The organism is Gardnerella sp. DNF01151 (genome assembly GCF_049244235.1).
GTDB classification, from domain to species: Bacteria; Actinomycetota; Actinomycetes; order Actinomycetales; family Bifidobacteriaceae; genus Bifidobacterium; species Bifidobacterium swidsinskii.
This window is the reverse complement of the sequence record NZ_CP058389.1, coordinates 1,608,090-1,627,443: the sequence shown is the minus strand read 5'-3', so window position 1 is coordinate 1,627,443 and position 19,354 is coordinate 1,608,090. Positions and strand designations below refer to the sequence as shown.

14 protein-coding genes are annotated in these 19,354 nt (G+C 45.1%); 10 read left to right on the top strand and 4 right to left on the bottom strand.

Annotated features, from left to right (window positions below):
- Positions 1 to 103: 103 nt before the first annotated feature.
- The 4 genes from pulA to HXT37_RS06585 all read right to left on the bottom strand — a co-directional run bounded on the left by pulA (position 104) and on the right by HXT37_RS06585 (position 6,141).
- Positions 104 to 2,113 carry a type I pullulanase gene (pulA, locus tag HXT37_RS06600; RefSeq protein ID WP_102703475.1) on the bottom strand — a complete coding sequence of 670 codons (2,010 nt, stop codon included), beginning with the start codon at positions 2,111 to 2,113 and terminating at the stop codon, positions 104 to 106.
- A 312-nt stretch (positions 2,114 to 2,425) separates the two neighbouring features.
- Positions 2,426 to 3,349 carry a sugar ABC transporter permease gene (locus HXT37_RS06595; RefSeq protein ID WP_004104797.1) on the bottom strand — a complete coding sequence of 308 codons (924 nt, stop codon included), beginning with the start codon at positions 3,347 to 3,349 and terminating at the stop codon, positions 2,426 to 2,428.
- A complete protein-coding gene (locus tag HXT37_RS06590; RefSeq protein ID WP_421779489.1) occupies positions 3,346 to 4,752 on the bottom strand; it encodes a carbohydrate ABC transporter permease in 1,407 nt (468 codons plus the stop codon). The genes HXT37_RS06595 and HXT37_RS06590 overlap by 4 nt, the downstream gene beginning before the upstream one ends.
- A gap of 159 nt (positions 4,753 to 4,911) precedes the next feature.
- Positions 4,912 to 6,141: an extracellular solute-binding protein gene (locus HXT37_RS06585; RefSeq protein WP_004108134.1), complete on the bottom strand. Its 1,230-nt coding sequence runs from the start codon at positions 6,139 to 6,141 to the stop codon at positions 4,912 to 4,914.
- 258 nt (positions 6,142 to 6,399) lie between these two features.
- Between HXT37_RS06585 and HXT37_RS06580 the strand changes: the two genes are divergently transcribed.
- The 10 genes from HXT37_RS06580 to HXT37_RS06535 all read left to right on the top strand — a co-directional run bounded on the left by HXT37_RS06580 (position 6,400) and on the right by HXT37_RS06535 (position 19,354).
- On the top strand, positions 6,400 to 8,100 hold the full coding sequence (locus HXT37_RS06580) for an alpha-amylase family glycosyl hydrolase (RefSeq protein ID WP_102703474.1): 1,701 nt from the start codon (positions 6,400 to 6,402) through the stop codon (positions 8,098 to 8,100).
- Between the two features lie 77 nt (positions 8,101 to 8,177).
- Positions 8,178 to 9,014, top strand: a complete 837-nt coding sequence (locus HXT37_RS06575; RefSeq protein WP_004108130.1) for a TraX family protein — start codon at positions 8,178 to 8,180, stop codon at positions 9,012 to 9,014.
- A 96-nt stretch (positions 9,015 to 9,110) separates the two neighbouring features.
- Positions 9,111 to 11,798 (top strand): TIM-barrel domain-containing protein, encoded by a 2,688-nt coding sequence (locus HXT37_RS06570; protein ID WP_102703473.1) that lies wholly within the window; start codon positions 9,111 to 9,113, stop codon positions 11,796 to 11,798.
- Between the two features lie 489 nt (positions 11,799 to 12,287).
- On the top strand, positions 12,288 to 13,358 hold the full coding sequence (thiO, locus tag HXT37_RS06565) for a glycine oxidase ThiO (protein ID WP_004104781.1): 1,071 nt from the start codon (positions 12,288 to 12,290) through the stop codon (positions 13,356 to 13,358).
- Positions 13,359 to 13,481: 123 nt separating this feature from the next.
- Positions 13,482 to 13,688: a sulfur carrier protein ThiS gene (thiS, locus tag HXT37_RS06560; RefSeq protein WP_004108127.1), complete on the top strand. Its 207-nt coding sequence runs from the start codon at positions 13,482 to 13,484 to the stop codon at positions 13,686 to 13,688.
- A 51-nt stretch (positions 13,689 to 13,739) separates the two neighbouring features.
- Positions 13,740 to 14,552, top strand: a complete 813-nt coding sequence (locus HXT37_RS06555; RefSeq protein ID WP_004104776.1) for a thiazole synthase — start codon at positions 13,740 to 13,742, stop codon at positions 14,550 to 14,552.
- A 35-nt stretch (positions 14,553 to 14,587) separates the two neighbouring features.
- Positions 14,588 to 15,319: a HesA/MoeB/ThiF family protein gene (locus HXT37_RS06550; RefSeq protein WP_033888410.1), complete on the top strand. Its 732-nt coding sequence runs from the start codon at positions 14,588 to 14,590 to the stop codon at positions 15,317 to 15,319.
- 267 nt (positions 15,320 to 15,586) lie between these two features.
- Entirely contained in the window at positions 15,587 to 17,470 is a 1,884-nt protein-coding gene (gene dnaK, locus HXT37_RS06545; RefSeq protein WP_012914520.1) for a molecular chaperone DnaK, read from the top strand.
- Positions 17,470 to 18,168, top strand: coding sequence for a nucleotide exchange factor GrpE (grpE, locus tag HXT37_RS06540; protein WP_012914519.1), 699 nt, complete (start codon positions 17,470 to 17,472; stop codon positions 18,166 to 18,168). The genes dnaK and grpE overlap by 1 nt, the downstream gene beginning before the upstream one ends.
- Before the next feature lie 124 nt (positions 18,169 to 18,292).
- The gene (locus HXT37_RS06535; protein ID WP_415692841.1) at positions 18,293 to 19,354 is read left to right on the top strand and encodes a DnaJ C-terminal domain-containing protein; all 1,062 of its coding nucleotides are present in this window, start codon (positions 18,293 to 18,295) and stop codon (positions 19,352 to 19,354) included.

The following is a 19,354-nucleotide window of genomic DNA, read 5'->3' as shown; positions in this document are numbered from 1 at the left end:
TAGTTTTTATAAGTAATTGCAACTAAACACAAGTGTTGTGATTACTCATGTTTAGTTGCAATCGTCTGACAGTTTATTATTTTTTTTACTTACTAAAACGCAATTACTTGTTGCTAAGCACAACAAAAGTTCTGATAGGCAAGTGTAGGGTAGCAGCGCTTTTTTCAGTTGTAATATTTACCGCGGTGTCAGGTTGTTTTCCAGTCCACTTAGCAAAATAATCACTTGAATTAAGTACGCAATGCCACTCTTGAGCCTTTGCGCTATGAATAGCAGGTAGCTGAATAGTTGCATCTTCATGATACATAGGATTTGCGCAAACAATTAAATTATTGCCAATGCGCGTAGCCAAAACAGTATGGTTAGACGTTTCAAGTTGTTTGCGTTTGCCATCATACAATGAGCTATATTCAGCGCGAAGCTTTATAAGTGCACGATACCATTGAACAAGCGGATTGAAACGTTCAGCGCGCGCCCAGTCAAGCTGGTTCATTAGTACACCGCGATTATAAGAATTATCGCAACCGTGCTTAGTACGTCCAAACTCTTCTCCGCTTAGCATAAACGGCGTGCCTGCAGAGCACAAAACAATTCCAGCTGCAAACATATTAGCGTTCAAAATATCCGCAACTTGTTGTGCATCTTGAGCGTCAAACTCAAAATCGCTAGCATTCTCGCGCATAGAGATACAAAGCTTATCCCAGAAAGTCAAATCGTCGTGAGCAGAAGTATATTGAACAATCTGTCCAACTTCTTTACCTGCAGAAGGAGTATCACGCCATGCATTAAGAGTTTGGCGAGCCGCATCTGAGCACCAGAGCTCATTGCCATTTACATACCCGCGGTCGAGATGGTTCATGACGTTGCCTTTGAGGGAATCGCGAGACTCGTCACTAAACCAGCCTATGCGCTCGTTAAGAGTGCTTCTGCCGTCTTTATCTCCCATCGGAACTTTTTCATCAACAGCAGGATCCGAAGCACTCCACGGTTCTCCATACATAACAATATCTTTACCGCCAGGAAGCTCATCTAATGCAGCTCGTGCCTGATTTAAGGTTTCAGTATCAGTCAATCCCATAAGATCAAAACGGAAGCCATCAATGTGATAGCAGCGTGCCCAATGCAGCAAAGATTCAATAATAAACCTGCGGAACATAGGATGTTCAGAAGCCATTTCATTTCCACAGCCAGAGCCGTTAGCAAAAAATCCGTCAGAGTCTCGCCTGCAGAAATACCCAGGAGCCATGCATTCGAAAGCGTTTTCTGCAGACTTGTACATGTGATTATAAACAACATCCATAATTACGCGTTGGCCATTAGCATGTAATGCCGCAATCATTGCTTTGCATTCGCGAATTCGCGCAGTGCCGTCGTAAGGATTGCTAGAATAAGCACCTTCAGGAACGTTGTAAGCGTGAGGATCATAACCCCAGTTGTATAGAGAATCTAATTCTTCTGCTGAAGCACCGTTTTTGCGCGCATTGTCGATTGCGGATTCGTCAACTGTTGCAAAATCGTAAATAGGTTCGAGTTGCACATGAGTAATGCCAAGCTGCTTTAAATAATCCAAGCCAGTAGGGAAGTTGCATTCAGAAGAATCTGGATTTTGCAAAGATGTATGTTCATCAGTAAAAGCGAGATATTGGCCTCTATGCTCTGGCTTAAAGCCGCCATTAGGATTGCTGCTGAAATCTGCAACATGCGTTTCCCACACAACCATTGCATGACGCACAAACTTAGGAGACTTATCTTTATGCCAATTGGCAGGAGACACTCGCTCATCGTCTATGACAAGGCTGCGCTCACCATTTACACCGCTTGCTACACCCCAAGGGTCACTAGTTCGATTTACTGTGCCATCTTGGAAAGTAACAAGATAATCGTAGTATATGCCGTCTAAACGCTTACGGAAATTAATCCGCCAAGCTCCGTCATGCAACGGTTTCAATTCGTGTGTTTGAATTGGCTCACTGTTGTTTCCAGTTTCAAAAAGTCTTAACGTCACATTCTGTGCAGTTGGTGCCCATACAGCAAATGTTGTAGATTTTGCGTTTAAAGTAAATCCAAGAGGTCCTTCGTATACAGGCCATGTTGCCGAAGATGGAGTCGTCATATAGGGTATCCTTCTTCCTTCGCTATTTTGCGAATTGTCTAAATTTTCTAAATTATTTAATCGTATTAGTAATTATACAGTTTTTAAATTTTATTATTTACTTATTGTTCTGTTATCAAGTTTTTTTATGTTTTGTGGCACTATTTGGCTAAACACGGTAGGGTTTATGCGATAGCCATTATCGTATTAAGTCAAACGGCGAGTGTGTTAAGTTATTTTTTATTTTTTATGTGTTCGTGTTGTCTAGCGAAAGAGAAGGCTGAAACGCTCGAAAGCGTCTCAGCCTTCAGTAGATTTATATCCTGTAAATTATCAGCCTTTAACGGAGCCAGACATGGACTCTTCGTAGAAGCGCTGCATAATAATGAACAGGATTACGATTGGTATGGAAATGCACACAGCACCTGCCGCGAATGCAGCGTACCAATCAGGTAGATACTTTTTGGTAAGCATCTCCATTAATCCGTAAGCAACTGTGTAGTTTTCCTTATTGTCTCTCACTACTGTCTTCACCATAACGAAGTCTAGCCATGGTCCCAAGAATCCAGTAATTGCTTGGAATACAATCATAGGCTTGCAGATTGGAACAATAATCTTCCAGAATACTTGCCACTTTGTGCATCCATCCAAGTATGCAGCTTCATCCAAAGACTTTGGAATAGTATCCATGTAGCCCTTCATAATGTAGAAGCCAGCACCGCTACCTGCAGAATAAACGATAATAAGTGCGATTAATACAATCGAACCTTTTGTTAAACCAAGAGCCTTCAAAATGAAGTAGATAGCAATAACAGCCATGATACCTGGGAACATACCAAGAATCAGAGCAAGATTCATGAATGTCTTGCGCCCTTTGAAACGGAGACGAGACATGCAGAAGGACACTGCTAACACAAACACCAAAGAAATAATGCACACGAAAATTGACACAATCAAAGTGTTGAGGAACATTCGTGGGAAATTAATGTCATCGGTATCGGTAAATAACTTTATATAGTTATTTAGTGAGTATTCAGTTGGGAAGAAGGTTTTCTGATAGGAACCAGTGTTCTTGTTGAAGCTTTCTAACAAAACCCACAAGATTGGAATCAGCCAAATAACTGACAACACCAGCAAGAACAAATGTGAGAAAGTATCTCCAATTACTCTTCTGACATGTTGATCTTTAAGGAAAGAAACACTACGAGTGCTCTTTACAACAGCTTCTTCGTTCTTAGTTGTAGTTTTATCACTCACCGGAATCCCTCCTCATTCTTGTAAGATCCAGAGTTGCGATACGTAATCAGTGCTACGACAGCAAGCACAATGAACGTCAAAATACCAATTACTGCACCTGCGTTGTAGTTTTGCTGGTCAACAGTCAACTTGTAGAGCCATGTGATAAGCAAGTCGGTGCCGCCTGCACTGTTGACTTTGCTACTTGCTGGACCACCTTTTGTTAAGAGGTAAATAACGTTGAAGTTATTGATGTTGCCAGTAAAGGTAGTAATCAAATATGGAGTCATAACAAAGATGATGTACGGCATTGTGACGTTCATGAAACGTTGCCACCAACCTGCGCCATCGAGCTCTGCAGCTTCGTAAAGTTCTGCAGGAACGTTTTGCAAGATACCTGTAATCTGCATGATGGTGAATGGAATACCAACCCAAAGATTGATAAGAATTACCGTCACTCGAGCCCAAGTTACATCCGTAAGGAAAGGAAGCTCCTGATGTATCCAACCGTTTTGCTTAAAGACAATGTTAATAACACCGTTCTGGCTAAGCATATTGTTCATAATAAGCAATGAAACAAACTGTGGAACTGCAATTGTAAGGGAGAAGCAAGTTCGCCACAATCCCTTAAGACGAGTGGACTTTCTATTGATTATCATTGCAATGAACATGCCGAGGAAGAAGTTCAGGAAGGTTGCAAGGAATGCCCAAACAAGAGTCCAGATTAATACGTCAAAGAATACGTCAGCTTTAATTAAATCACTTTTTCCGGTTAAGAATTGAGAAAAAACGTCTAACCCAATCCAACTGAATTTTTGTTGATGATTCTCGTCATAGCTTGTGAAAGCCATAGAAATCATGAAGAACAATGGCAAAATTGTGAATAACACAATGCCAGCAGTTGGAAGAGTCATAAAACCGACGTGTGCTTTTTCGTCAAGAAGAGTCTTCGCATCATCAATGAAATTAAGTGGCTTCTTGCCGTCTGCCATTACAGATTGCGCTTTGTACGCGCTGCGAAGAGCGAGAGTTGCCAGATATACAAGCAATACAATCGCTAATATCGACATAACTCCATACAGTAAAATTTCTACAGAATTATCGCCTGCACTGTATCGCCAGAATCCGTTGACTTTAACTCTGCCCTGTTCTACTGTGCCAAGAGTGTTGATTTTTGGAAGATAATCCAATCCAATTGTAAATAAGAATACGAATAAAGTTGCTTCGCACGCTAAGAATATAACGCCTTTGATGTATTGCTTGCGGATAAAATTGCCAAAGCCAAATATGACAACAGAAATCCATGAAAGAATGTCCGCATGTTTTGCAGCCTCTTTCAGTGAATAAGGTGAAGGAGCAAAGCGTTCTGCAGTTGACGTCTTCTTCTGGCGTCTTTCTCGCTTTGTGGATGTCGTGCCAGTCATGACATGCCTTTCATGTAAACAAAATTATTTTGTAGAAGATAAACAATGCGCCCCACCCCTTGCCGGAGCGGGGGCTGGGGCGCATTGTTTTACTCAAAGTGCATAAAACACTGCTTATGCATCTATTTAGATTTGTTGGCTAGAGTAAGTTTTGTTTACTTACTTCTCTAAGCCCTTAGCAAATTCTGCGGTCTGCGCGGCAGCATTATCGCCAGTAATCTTACCGGTGGAGATAGAAGTGCCGAATGCTTGAACTGGATCCCAGAACTTACCCATTTCAGGAATTGCTGGCTGCAAGACAGAAGTCTTAGCAATGGTTTCCATCTGAGCAACAGCAGCTGGCTCTGCCTTTACGCTATCAGCAAGGGACTTGTCAGAAGGAATTGCACCTTCCTTTTCGAAAGCAATCTGCTGGGACTTCTTGGAGCCCAAGAATGCAGCGAACTTAGCAGCCATCTCTGGAGACTTGGTGTTGGTGTTGTAAGCAACAGCCTTAGAACCAGCGAAGGACTTCATCTGGTGCTCGCCAGACTCAGTCTTGAAGGTTGGAAGAGCAGCTGCAGCATAGTTATCCTTCAAGGCGTCCTTAACCTTGGCTGCATCCCAAGAACCGGAGAACATTGCATCAACGGAGCCGTCCTTCAAGCCAGCCAAGCCGCGACCATTTCCATCAAGTACGAAGTGCTTTTCGTTTCCAACGAGCTTTGTTGCAATGTACTTGGTAACTTCAGCAGCCTTATCACTGAGCTTCATGCCAGCCTTAGCATCGTTTCCATTTTCGCCGAAGAGCGTCATATTGCCATCGAGGTAGAAGCCTGGGAGATACCAAGCATTAGCAAGATCGAATGAAACCTTGCCCTTTTCAAGCATCTTGTCGAGGGACTTAACGTCATCAGCGGAGAACTTGGACTTGTTGTAGTACATGAACCAAGTGTTGCCGGTGTAAGGAACGCCGTAAAGTTTACCGTCCTGAGCGGTAACAGACTTGATCAAAGTATCTTCGTTCTGTTCCTTAACTTGCTTTGTGGCGTCATCGCTTAATTCGCCGATTGCTCCAGCCTTTACCAAGTCGCCGAGCTGATCGTTAGGGAAGAGGAACACATCAGCAGCAGCCTTAGCATCCTGCTTAACAGCCTTAGCAGCGTCTGGTGGCTCAACAACAGCGTTCTTGAAAGTAACGTTTGGATTTTCCTTCTTGAATTCTGCTTCAACAGTCTTAATCCAGCCGCCATCTTTCTGATCGTCAGCAGAACCCCAAACGGTGAGCTGAACAGGTGCTGAATCAGCAGCCTTCTTAGCGCTATTGTTAGTGCTTGAACCGCAAGCTGCAAATCCAAACAAAGTAGCAACTGCAAGACCTGCACCCAGCATCTTCTTAATATTCGTCATCCTTGACCTCCTATATCATGCCAAAAACTGGCATATCATTTGGTGGCGTAGTAACGGACTCCGTTGTGGCGCAACATCGCGATTGCTGCGTAGAGCAGCGTCACAAGTCTCACAAATCCGTTCGTAAGCACTGTGTAGTATACACGGATATCGTGTCGTTTGCAAATGAGTGGCGGGTTAATCTGTATATTTCGCCCTATAAATTTTTTCAAGTGGTTGCGTGTAAACTAAATAGCACAACGCTAGAAGGGTGAAATAATGGCATTATACGATCATGCTCAGTGGCTTAAAGACGCGGTTTTTTACGAAATCTATCCGCAAAGTTTTTGTGATTCCAATGGCGATGGCATAGGTGACATTCAAGGAATTATCAAAAAGTTAGACTATGTAAAATCGCTTGGCTGCAACGCAATTTGGCTTAATCCTTGCTATGACTCGCCTTTTAAAGATGCGGGCTATGACGTGCGCGACTACAAAAAAGTAGCTGCTCGCTATGGCACTAACGAAGACTTGCAGCAGCTTTTTAGTGAAGCTCACAATCAAGGAATCCGCATATTGCTTGATTTAGTGCCAGGTCACACTAGTGAAGAACATGAATGGTTCCGCGAAAGTTCAAAAGCTCAAGAAAACGAGTTCAGTAAGCGCTACATTTGGACCGACAGTGCGTTTAGCGGCTATTCTATGCCGTTTGTTGGTGGTGAAACTGAGCGTGACGCCACTTATATTCTAAACTTCTTCAAATGTCAGCCTGCATTAAACTACGGTTTTGCACATAGGGATAGAGCTTGGCAATCCGCTCCAGATTCCAAAGAAGCGGCAGAAACTCGCGCTGCAATGGTTGATATTATGCGATTTTGGCTTTCGCTTGGTGCGGATGGATTCCGAGTTGATATGGCTGATTCGCTTGTAAAAAACGATGACAATAATGGCGAAGGAAGTCTTGGAAAAGACAATACAATTCGCGCATGGCAGGAAATGCTTGGCACTGTAAAAGAAGAGTATCCGCAGGCTGCTTTTGTGTCCGAATGGGGCAGACCGCGTCAGGCTCTTGCTGCCGGATTCGACATGGACTTCTATTTGAATTGGCGCTGGGATGGCAATCCTAATGGTTATGCGCGTTTACTTCGTGACGTTGATAACGCTTTAGATAACAATTCTGAGCGCGATCACAGCTACTTTAATGCGCACGGTGGCGGCAGTATTTGCCCATTTTTAGACGATTATTACCCACAATATGAGTCAACCTGCAACCAAGGTTACTTTAGTTTCATCACATGCAATCACGATACGCCGCGTCTTGCTCCGCGTCTTGACGATCGTGAGCGTCGCGTGGCTTTTGGCATGATACTCACTATGCCAGGCGTGCCATTCGTGTATTACGGCGACGAAATTGGCATGAAATATCGCGATATTCCAACAAAAGAAGGCGGCTACGCTCGTACGGGCACTCGTACGCCAATGCAATGGGATGATGCAAAGAATTTTGGCTTCTCAATGGCTGCAAAATCTAAATTATACTTGCCTGTTGAAGCGCGAGCAGACGGAAGAACTTGCGCAAATTCTCGAAAACAAGCAGTGGAAAGTGGTGAAATTCCAACTGTTTCTGCGCAAATTAATTGCGAAGATTCCTTCCTTTCGTGGGTGCGCTCGCTTATTGCGCTTCGCCATAGTCGCAAATCTTTGCAAGCTGACGCGTCTTGGAGAGTTTTGTATGCTCCGGTTGACGGCCGCGGCTTTGCTTACGAGCGTTGCGCAAAAGGTGGCGCAGGAGAATCAGCTGTGGAACGAAGCATTGTGGTTATGAACCCAGGTGTAAATAGTGAAACAGTTTCATTAGAAGCATTAGCGAATCTTACGCAAGAATCTGCTTACAATCCATTACTGAAAATTGGAGAAATATCAGTTGATGGTGATTGCTTAACACTCGGCGCTCAAAGTTTTGCAGTGTTTGGAATGTAAATTACAGGTTAGGTAGATACGCGACTACGGATAAAGTTTATATAAACTAGGTATGCGCAAATAAACAAGGACGTGCAATGAGTATTAATAGTGGTAAAGCAATAATGCGTGATAGCGGTAACGCGAATAAGGAAATGCTTGATGCAAACGGCAAACCAATTCGTGCTGACCGTAACATAAAAACTGGAATCACGCTCAATAAACTCAAAATGCTCGGCGCTTTTATGCTTATGCTAGGTGCATTTAGTAACACAGTAATTGCACGAATGTTCGGCGGAACAGTAACCAATAATATGTTTGCATTGACAGTCATATTAGTTTGTGAATTTATAAGCTGGACTGCAGTGCCATGGTATGCGTGGATACTAGTACGCGGATACCATAACACGCATAATTTGAATCTTTACATGTTGAGATTGCTGATTTTAGCAGTGGTTTGCGAAGTTCCATACGATTTGGTGAATTCAAAATGTTTGTTCGACATGCGTTCGCAAAATCCTGTATTTGCAATGGTTATTTCCCTATTCGTACTTTCGAGTATAGATACAATTAGGGAACGTTTAAGCGGATTTAGTAAAGGTTTTGCTATTACCGTGCTTATCATTGCGGGTCTTCTTTGGAATTTGATAGGAAAAGTTTTTGTGCAGCATGGAATTTTCTTCGGCGGCGTAACTTTGCTTATTTTCGTACTTCTTTTTGAATTATTAAAAAAGCGCGAAATTACTATGGAGATGACTGCAGGAATGTTCGGCGCTATGTCGATGCTTACACCTGGTATTGGTGTAGCTGTGTTGCATTATCGTAGCCCTTATGGTGATGGTCCTAAAAACTCGACGACGTTCCGTTGTGTTATGTATGCGTGGTATCCGCTGATGTTGATCATTGCGTCAGTGTTTGCAGTATACATTCATTAAAGTTATAAGTTGTAAGCAAACAAAATAATACATAAAATAATACATAAAATTGTTAATAAGCAAAGTTGCAAGGTAACAGCAGAGATGTGCAGTAGTATGGACTCTTCCAAGTTGGGAATTTTTTATAAGTACGCAACTGATTCAAATGCAAAGGCGCAGGATAGTCAGGTAATTAAGGGCGAAAAGTGGCGAATTACGGTTATTACAGATTCGCTTATTCGTCTTGAGTGGAGTGACGACGGAAAGTTTGTTGACAATCCTACGCAAACTGTAATCTGTCGCAATTTTGCACAGAAAAGCTCGGATACTCAGCCGCAGTTTAGTGCGCGCAAAAACGAAAACGGATGGCTGGAAGTCGAAACTGAAAAGCTGCATCTTACTTATAATTGCGAAGCTTTTAGTAAAGAAGGATTAAGTATTGTTGTGCGCGGAGTGCCGTGTACTCAATTTAACACGTGGCATTACGGCGACGACTGCCCGGGAAATCTTCTTGGAACTTTTAGAACTTTGGATCAGGCGAACGGCCCAGTAAAACTTGGTAAAGGAATACTTTCGCGCGACGGATGGTCTGTTTTAGACGATTCTGCAACTTGCGAAATTGTGCCAGCTGAGGAAATAAATGGCAAACCAAACCCGTATGGGGCTTGGGTTAAGTCGCGTGCGCAAAAAGTTAGCGAGCAATCAGGAAGATATAAAGACTTATACTTCTTCGGCTACGGGCACCACTACATTCAAGCAATTCAAGACTTTTATAAGCTTACGGGCGCTCAGCCGCTACTGCCGCGTTTTGCGTTAAGTAATTGGTGGAGCAGATACTATCGCTACCGTCAAGACGAATATTTGCAATTGCATAATCGTTTTAAGCGCGAAGGCATACCTTTTAGCACGGCTGTTATTGATATGGATTGGCATGTGACGGACGTTGATTCGAAGTATGGTTCCGGTTGGACGGGTTACACGTGGAACGAGGAACTTTTCCCGGATCATCGTGCTTTTTTGCGTAAACTTAACGCGGCTGGATTGGCTCCAACTTTGAACTTGCATCCGCGCGACGGCGTGCGTGCGTTTGAAAAAGATTATCCGCAAGTTGCGCAAGATGCTGGCATTGATCCGGCAAGCGGCAAAGCTGTGGAATTTGATTTAACGAACCCGCAGTTTGTTGAAGCTTACTTCAACATGCATCATCGTATGGAAGATGAAGGTGTGCGATTTTGGTGGATTGACTGGCAGCAGGGCGGAGTTACGCGCGAGCCTGGTTTGGATCCGCTTTGGATGCTGAACCACATGCATTATGAGGATGCTGCGCGCGACGGCCGCTGGCCGCTTACATTCTCTCGCTATGCTGGGCCTGGTTCGCATCGCTACCCAGTTGGATTCTCGGGAGATACCGTTACTACTTGGGATTCCCTTGCTTTCCAAACGTACTTCACTTCTACAGCTTCAAATATTGGCTACGGATGGTGGAGTCACGATATTGGCGGGCACATGCTTGGCGTTAGAAATAACGAGTTAGAAGCGCGATGGTACGCTTTCGGCGCGTTTAGTCCTATTAATCGTTTGCACTCGACTTGCTCACCGTTTGCTGGAAAAGAGCCGTGGAATTTCCCTCAGGAAACTCGCGAAGCAATGGTGAAAATGCTTCGATTGCGCGCGGAACTCTTGCCATACGTTTATACGATGAATTATCGTGCAGCTTTTGAAGGCAGGCCGATTATTGAGCCAATGTACTGGCAGTCGCCGGAAGTTGGCATGGCTTACGAAATTCCTAACGAATACCGTTTTGGAAGCGAGCTTATAGTAGCACCGATTGTTTCGTCTAACGATGCGGCTGCTTTGCGCGGATGTGCTGGAGTTTGGTTGCCGGAAGGCGATTGGTACGATTTGTTTGACGGACGCAGGTATGTGTCTCGCGGCTGGAATGGCCGCAGATTTGAAGCGTGGCGTTCACTTGACCGCGTGCCGGCTTTTGCGCGCGCTGGAGCGATTGTACCTCTGCAAGTTTTGCCGGAAGTTGCAGATTGCGAGCGTAGTGCTGAGGCCGCTGAATCTGTTAATAGCATTGAAAATCCGCGGGCTTTGCGAGTTCTTGCATTCCCTGGAGCTGACGGCGAATTTGTGATGCGAGAAGATAACGGCGATTTTGCTGCCGCGTCTGCTGGAAATACTGCTAATACACGTATGAATTTTGTGTGGCGAGACGGCAATGGTTCTTCGCAATTTATTATTTCCGGTGTTGCAGGATGTGATGCTGCCGTAGAATCTGTGCCGCAAAAACGCAACTGGAACGTTGTATTTAGAGGAGTTGCTTGCATAGATTTTGCTCACGTGCGCGTGTTTGTTGGGAGCCGAGAGCTTAACGCAAGCGAGTTTGCGGTTTCTTACGAAGGCGAAGAGGCGACTTTGAGCTTGTCGGTTTCTGTGAAAGACGTGCCAGCTCGTTCGGAAGTTTGCGTAATTGTTGACGGTGGATTGCAAATCGCTGCCGACCCTAAAGTTGGCGACGCTTACCGATTCCTGCTTCAAGCGCAAGTGCCGTACAGAGGCAAGGAAATGGCTTTTGATGCAGTGCGAGATTCTGGCGGAAGTGCAAGTGCTATTGCTGAAATCTCAACTCTTGAATACGAGAACGAATCGGAAGCAGAAAAGTATCGCAACAGCGTTGATATGCTTAACGCTTACGCAACCGACCAGCCTTCCGTAGTTAAGTGGGCGCAATGGCGTTGCACACTGCCTGTTTCGGTAAAGCACGCGCTTGAGGAGATTTTGCTGCGCTCGGTTGAGTAATTCCGTCAGCGCGAGCGCGACGACCTGCCTGAGCGCATAGAGCGTAGCGCGCGAAGGCAACTCGGAGCGGAAACTCGCTTAAGTTGGAAGTCCAGTGGACTTCCAACGCGAGTTTCGCGCGCGAGCGTAATCCGCGCGAGCGCTGTCTGCGCCAGTAACGAAAAAACGGAGTTATACGTTACTCGCGCAGAAACCGTACTGCGTCAGTAGCGAAATTGCTTAGTTTTGCGATTTGACATGCCATCTCAATTAACCAATTTTTCACAGAAGTGCTAGAATACTACACGGTAGTGTGACGAAAATCACATATTTTCGTTGCGTCTATCTGTAGCGTTTGTAATATCGCTAAAGTTGGCAATATTACAGCTTTACAATCGCAGTTTTGAAAGTCAAAGCTACGAAACGCGGGAGCTTGTTCTATACAGGCTGAGAGGGCGAAAGCCGACCGTAAACCTGATGCGGGTAATGCCGCCGTAGGGAAGGAGTATTATGCGAAATATTCGTATTATTGGTGCAGGTATTATTGGTTTAGCAACAGCGTGGAGACTTACGGAAGCTGGCGTAAAAGTTAGCATAATTGATCCAGATCCAGTCTCGGGCGCTTCTCACCATGCTGCTGGCATGTTAGCTCCTACCGCAGAAATGCAATATCAGCAAGAAGCGTTGTATCCTCTTATGTTTGAGTCTGCAACTATGTATAAGGAATTGGTTGATTCGGTTGCAAAGTACACCGATAAGCCAACTGGCTACTTAGAGTGCGGCTCTTACGTAATTGGCGGTGACGCTGCAGATAACGAGCACGTAAACGAGTTGCTAAACTTGCAGCATCGTTACGGCCGTAGAGCTGAGCATATTTCTGTGAGTAAGCTTCGTGAGATTGAGCCTGCTCTTTCGCCAACTATTGCTGGCGCTGTAAGCGTGCCGGACGACCATCAAATCAACCCTCGTCTTTTCACTGCAGCAATGATTGATGCACTCGAAAAGCGCGGTGTTGTTATTGAGCGTCGCGCAAGCACTCCAGACGATTTGGGTCCAGACACAGTTTTGGCATCCGGCTTGGGTGCTAAGGATATGCTTCCTCAGCTTAAGCTTCGCGCTGTGTGGGGCGATATGATTCGTATGACTATTCCAGAGCCTTTGCGCCCAATTTTGAGCTCTGTGGTTCGTGGATTTGTGCATGATCGTCCAGTTTATTTGGTTCCTCGCGCTAAGGAAACAGGCGAGCTTGTGCTTGGCGCTACTTCTCGCGAAGATGACCGCGATATTCCAAAGGTTGGTGGCGTACTCGACTTACTTCGCGATGCTGCAAGCGTGCTTCCTGGCATTCAGGAATGCTCGATTACTGAGGTTACCGCTGGCGGCCGCCCTGGAACTCCGGACGATTTGCCATTCATTGGTATTGATCCTAAGACGCATACCACGATTTCCACTGGTTACTTCCGTCACGGCATTTTGCTCACCGCTTTGGGTTCTTCTTTGACTACAAAGCTTGTGCTTGAGCAAGAATTGACCGAGAAGGAAAAGGGCTTCTTGGAAAGCTGCAATCCTGCTCGCTTTTAATCGCTAATTCCAGTGAATTCGTTATATTCCGCTGCGAATTGTGTGAAGCGTTCAAATATAGACGTAAGTGTGATGCAGAAAGTACTTTTAGTAATTCAGCTTTTAGTTAGTAAAGGTTAGATTATGCAAATCGTAGTCAATGGTGAAATTGTTGAAGCGCAAGACGGATTAACTGTTGCTCAGCTTATTGCGCAACGTTATGGTTCGGATGCAGGACTTGGTATAGCGGTCGCAATTGGCGACGATGTGCTTTCTCGCGCACAATGGGAATCAGCCGTCATATGTGATGGTAATCAAATCGAGATTCTTAGCGCAGTTCAAGGCGGCTGATTTCAAATAATTTGAGTATAGTTTCAAAAAAATTTAAATAAAAGGCTTAAAATGACAGAAAATAATACAGAAGAAAGTGCCGATACTTGGCAGCTTTGCGGTAAGACTTTACATTCAAGGCTTTTGCTTGGCACTGGCGGCATGACGAGCATTGACATTATGGAAAAGTCACTTGTAGCTTCAGGTGCGGAAGTGGCTACGGTTGCAATGCGCCGTCACGCAAAAACAGGCGTGGATATTTACGGCATGTTGCAGCGTCACAATATTAACGTTTTGCCAAATACTGCTGGTTGCAAAACTGCGCATGACGCTGTGCTTACAGCAAAAATGGCTCGTGAATCGCTTGGAACTGATTGGATTAAGCTCGAAGTGATTGCAGACGACGATACTTTACTTCCAGATACTCGTGAAGTATTACTTGCTGCAGAAAAGCTTATTGAAGAAGGCTTTAGCGTTCTTTGCTACACGAATGACGACCCGATTGTGGCTCGTCGCTTGGTTTCGCTTGGTGTGAAGGCTGTTATGCCTGGTGGTGCTCCAATTGGAACTGGTCTTGGTATTTTGAATCCTCGAAATATTGAGCTGATTGTCCAAGAATGCAAGGAAGCTGGCGTTCCTGTGATTTTGGATGCCGGCGTTGGCACTGCTTCCGATGTTGTTAAAGCTTTCGAAATTGGCTGCTCTGGTGTGCTTCTTGCAAGCGCTGTAACTCGCTGTCCAGACCCAGTGAAGATGGGTCGTGCAATGGCTGCTGCTGTAACTGCTGGAAAGCTTGCTCACGATGCTGGCCGTATTCCTAAGCGTGAACATGCGCTCGCTTCTTCGCCTGTTGAAGGTCGCGCTTGGGCTGATTCTGTACTGTAAATTTTGTACTGTAATTTTTCGGCATATTATTCAACATGACGATTAATAAAATTTACGACAACCTGCAGGAGCTTGAGGTGGAACGCACTAGCCGCCACTTGCTCCTGCCGGGCTTTACGCATGAACATCAGCAGTTACTTCGCGATGCGAAAATCTGCATGGTCGGAGCAGGTGGACTTGGTTCGCCATGCTTGCTTTCGCTTGCTGCAGCAGGAGTTGGCGAAATTACGATTTGTGATGACGATGTTGTTGAGCTTTCTAATTTGCAAAGGCAGACTTTATATACTGTCGATCAGTGTGGCAAATCTAAAGCGCAACTTGCGGCTAAGCGTCTGCAAGCGTTATCTCCGGGTTTAAAAATCAACCTTGTAGATAGATTTAATGAAGACAACGCAAAGCAACTTGTAGAAAGTCACGACTTAATAATTGATGGTTGCGATAATTTTGCTACTCGCTTTTTGATTGCGGATGCTGCTTGGAGTGCTGGTACGCCAGAAGTTTACGGATCGGTGCTTTATTATGAAGGTCAAGTAAGCGTTTTTATGCCTGGGGAGGGACCAGGATTGCGCGACTTGTACCCTTGTCCTCCGCCTAAAGAAAAAGTGCCAAAATCGGCAGTATTGGGCGCGACTGCAGCTATTGTTGGCGCAATGATGGCAACTGAAGCAATCAAACTCATAACCGGTATTGGCACGCCGCTTATTGGTGTTTTGGCGCGCTACAATGCTCTGGATAATTCTTTGCGTCGTTTTAAGTTCAGCGCGTGAATGCTACTGAATTTTGCAGAATTTCCCCTTAATTTTGCTTAAATTGCAAAACTTGAGTCTAGTTGTATAAAGTTTTTTGTAATTTTTGGGAATAAAAGTTGACTTTTACAAGTTGAGTGTAGTAGGCTCAAGTTTTGGAAAGTAAAAAAGCTGGTGATTTACCTAGTTTCCAATAAGGAATCTAAATAAAGCTCAGCTCACGTAACTGCAAAACTTGAAGGAAAGCGTAATTGCACAAAAGGTGCAATACCTAGTTAAGGAGAAATTATGGGACGCGCAGTAGGTATTGATTTGGGAACAACCAACTCTTGCATTGCTACTCTTGAAGGTGGCAGCCCAACCGTTATTGTGAACGCTGAAGGCGCACGTACCACGCCATCTGTTGTGGCATTCAGCAAATCCGGCGAAATCTTGGTTGGTGAAGTTGCTAAGCGTCAGGCTGTAACAAACGTTGATCGCACGATTAGCTCAGTAAAGCGTCATATGGGCACTGATTGGACTGTTGATATCGACGGCAAGAAGTGGACTCCACAAGAGATTTCTGCACAGGTTTTAATGAAGTTGAAGCGCGATGCTGAAGCTTACTTGGGCGAGCCGGTAACCGATGCCGTTATTACATGCCCAGCTTACTTCAACGATGCTCAGCGTCAGGCAACTAAGGATGCAGGTAAGATTGCAGGCTTGAACGTGCTTCGTATTATTAACGAACCAACTGCTGCAGCTTTGGCTTACGGCCTCGAAAAGGGCAAGGAAGACGAGCGCATTTTGGTATTCGACTTGGGTGGCGGTACTTTCGATGTGTCCTTGCTTGAAATTGGTAAGGATGATGACGGATTCTCCACAATTCAGGTGCAAGCAACTAATGGCGATAACCACTTGGGTGGCGACGACTGGGATCAGAAGATTATCGACTGGCTTGTTGGCGAGGTTAAGAACAAGTATGGCGTTGATTTGAGCAAGGATAAGATTGCTTTGCAGCGCTTGAAGGAAGCTGCTGAGCAGGCAAAGAAGGAGCTTAGCTCTTCTACTTCCACCTCAATTTCTATGCAGTACTTGGCAATGACTCCTGACGGCACTCCAGTGCATTTGGATGAGACTTTGACTCGTGCTCACTTTGAGGAAATGACTTCCGACTTGCTCGGCCGCTGCCGTACGCCATTTAACAACGTTCTTTCTGACGCTGGAATTTCAGTAAGCCAGATTGATCACGTGGTTCTTGTTGGTGGCTCTACTCGTATGCCAGCTGTGAAGGATTTGGTGAAGGAACTTACTGGCGGTAAGGAAGCTAACCAGTCCGTGAACCCAGATGAAGTCGTGGCCGTTGGTGCAGCCGTGCAGTCGGGCGTTATTAAGGGAGATCGCAAAGACGTTCTGCTTATTGATGTAACTCCACTTTCCTTGGGTATTGAAACCAAGGGTGGAATTATGACAAAGCTTATTGAGCGTAATACCGCAATTCCAACTAAGCGCTCGGAAGTATTCTCTACTGCTGAAGACAATCAGCCATCCGTCTTGATTCAGGTTTACCAGGGCGAACGTGAGTTTGCTCGCGATAACAAGCCTCTTGGCACTTTTGAGTTGACTGGAATTGCTCCAGCTCCTCGTGGCGTTCCGCAGATTGAAGTCACTTTCGATATTGATGCTAACGGCATTGTGCACGTTTCCGCTAAGGATAAGGGCACTGGTAAGGAACAGTCCATGACTATTACCGGTGGTTCTGGTTTGCCAAAGGACGAAATTGACCGCATGGTGAAGGAAGCTGAAGCTCACGAAGCTGAAGATAAGAAGCGTAAGGAAGAAGCTGAAGTTCGCAACCAAGCAGAAGCCTTTGCTTACCAGACTGAAAAGCTTGTGAACGACAATAAAGACAAGCTTTCCGATGAAATCTCTAAGGAAGTTACCGACAAGGTTAATGCTTTGAAGGAAGCTTTGAAGGGTGACGACGTTGAGAAGATTAAGTCTGCTCAAAGCGAGTTGATGACTTCTGCTCAGAAGATCGGTCAGCAGCTTTACGCTCAGCAGGGTGCTGCTGGTGCCGAAGCTGGCGCTCAGTCTGCTGCTGGCGCTCAGGCTGGCTCTGCAGCTAAGGATGATGATGTAGTTGACGCCGAAGTGGTGGACGACGACAAGGACGATAAGGACAATAAGTAATGTCCGACTTTAACGCCAACGAATATTTGCAAGATATGGAAGATGCTGACTCGCTGGGTGTAAAAGCTACAGGTGATTCTGCGAAATCGTCTGCGCAATCTTCATCGAAAGCTGCTGAAGATGCAAATCCTGCAGAAACGAAAGCTGATGCACAAGCTGATGCTAACGTTTCTGCGGATTCCGCAAATTCTGAGGATACAGCGAATTCCACTGAATCCTCAGAATCGAAAGACAGCCAAGACGCGGATAGCGGCAGTTTAACTCCCTTAGGTAAAGCTAAGAAAGAAGCTGCAGAGTACTTGGAAGCGTTACAGCGAGAGCGTGCTGAGTTTATAAACTTCAGAAATCGTTCTGCCAAAGAGCAGGATCGTTTCAGACAGCATGGAATTATTGACGTGCTGACAGCATTGCTTCCGGCATTGGATGACATTGACCGCATTCGCGAGCATAGCGAAATGGATGATTCATTCAAGGCTGTTGCAACTAAGATAGATAAAGCTTTTGAAAAGTTTGGTGTGGAAAAGTTTGGTGAGAAGGGCGAAGATTTTGACCCGACCAAGCATGATGCAATTTTGCACAGGCCAGATCCAGACGCTACAAAAGAAACTGTTGATGCTGTAGTTGAAGCAGGATATCGAATAGGAGATCGCGTTATTCGCGCCGCTCGTGTGGTCGTTTCTTCGCCAAGTAATGACTAACGAAACTCTTAGTCGTGACTTTATTGCATAACTTGCTCGTGCTGACTCATAAGAGTTAGCACGAGCAGACTATATTTGGTCAAAAGCGAAATAGCCAATGTGCTTGTGAAGAAAGGAGGCACAAATGGCTGAAAATGAATGGTTAGCTAAGGATTTTTATAAGGTTCTCGGTGTCTCCAAAGACGCAGATGAGGCAACGATTACCAAAGCGTATCGCAAACTTGCTCGTAAATATCACCCTGATTTAAACAAAACAAAAGAAGCTGAAGAAAAATTTAAGGATGTTTCTGAAGCTTACGACGTACTAAAAGATAGTCAAACTCGCCAACGTTACGATGCTATCCGCCAATTTGGTGCTGGTGGTGCTCGTTTCGCTGGAGGAGCAGGTGGTGCTGGCGGTTTCGATGCGTCGAGCTTCTCGGACATTTTCTCTATGTTCAACGGCGGCTCTGGCATGGGCAGCATGGGTGGCATGGGCGGAAACGGTTCGCGCATTCGCTTTACATCCAACGGTGCTGGACCAAATATGAGCGACATTTTCTCTATGTTTGGTGGAGGTCAGCGCTCTCAAGATTCAGCAGGATTCCAGGGTACGAGTGGCTTTGGTGGTGAGAGGTATTCTCAACCGCAGGAAGCTAATGTGCCTGAAGTTGGCGAAGATATAACAACCGATATAAAGCTCACATTTAAGCAAGCTTTTAAAGGCGCTACAGTATCGTTGCGTGCGGCTGGTGAAACTTTTAAAACGCATATTCCAGCTGGTGTAAAAACCGGACAGAAAATTCGTTTGAAAGGAAAAGGCAAGCCAGGCAAGTTCGGTGGTGCTGCAGGTGACTTGTACTTGCATGTTCAAGTAGAAGCATCAGATAAATTTACTTTGCGAGGCGACGATTTGATTTCTACATTGCCGCTAACGTTAAGTGAAGCAGTGCATGGTGCAAAGGTTAGTGTAAACGACATAGACGGCAATCCTGTTACTTTCAAAGTTCCAGCTTGTGTTTCAAGCGGCGATGAAGTTCGTATAGAAGGTGCTGGAGTGCCTGGAAAGAATGGCGATTTTGTTGGTGTTGTGCAGATTCGTTTGCCAAAGCGTTCGAGCATGTCTCTTAGACGCGTTGCAAAAGAATTTGATAAAACTGCTGGCGAAACTTATGCTGAAGAAATTAAAAAATTAAGACAAAACTAA

What these genes read in the sequence shown, in the direction of transcription:
- pulA (WP_102703475.1), bottom strand. Translation starts at nt 2,113, where the DNA reads ATGACGACTCCATCTTCGGCAACATGGCCTGTATACGAAGGACCTCTT.
- HXT37_RS06590 (WP_421779489.1), bottom strand. Translation starts at nt 4,752, where the DNA reads ATGACTGGCACGACATCCACAAAGCGAGAAAGACGCCAGAAGAAGACG.
- HXT37_RS06585 (WP_004108134.1), bottom strand. Translation starts at nt 6,141, where the DNA reads ATGACGAATATTAAGAAGATGCTGGGTGCAGGTCTTGCAGTTGCTACT.
- HXT37_RS06580 (WP_102703474.1), top strand. Translation starts at nt 6,400, where the DNA reads ATGGCATTATACGATCATGCTCAGTGGCTTAAAGACGCGGTTTTTTAC.
- HXT37_RS06575 (WP_004108130.1), top strand. Translation starts at nt 8,178, where the DNA reads ATGAGTATTAATAGTGGTAAAGCAATAATGCGTGATAGCGGTAACGCG.
- HXT37_RS06570 (WP_102703473.1), top strand. Translation starts at nt 9,111, where the DNA reads ATGGACTCTTCCAAGTTGGGAATTTTTTATAAGTACGCAACTGATTCA.
- thiO (WP_004104781.1), top strand. Translation starts at nt 12,288, where the DNA reads ATGCGAAATATTCGTATTATTGGTGCAGGTATTATTGGTTTAGCAACA.
- thiS (WP_004108127.1), top strand. Translation starts at nt 13,482, where the DNA reads ATGCAAATCGTAGTCAATGGTGAAATTGTTGAAGCGCAAGACGGATTA.
- HXT37_RS06555 (WP_004104776.1), top strand. Translation starts at nt 13,740, where the DNA reads ATGACAGAAAATAATACAGAAGAAAGTGCCGATACTTGGCAGCTTTGC.
- HXT37_RS06550 (WP_033888410.1), top strand. Translation starts at nt 14,588, where the DNA reads ATGACGATTAATAAAATTTACGACAACCTGCAGGAGCTTGAGGTGGAA.
- dnaK (WP_012914520.1), top strand. Translation starts at nt 15,587, where the DNA reads ATGGGACGCGCAGTAGGTATTGATTTGGGAACAACCAACTCTTGCATT.
- grpE (WP_012914519.1), top strand. Translation starts at nt 17,470, where the DNA reads ATGTCCGACTTTAACGCCAACGAATATTTGCAAGATATGGAAGATGCT.
- HXT37_RS06535 (WP_415692841.1), top strand. Translation starts at nt 18,293, where the DNA reads ATGGCTGAAAATGAATGGTTAGCTAAGGATTTTTATAAGGTTCTCGGT.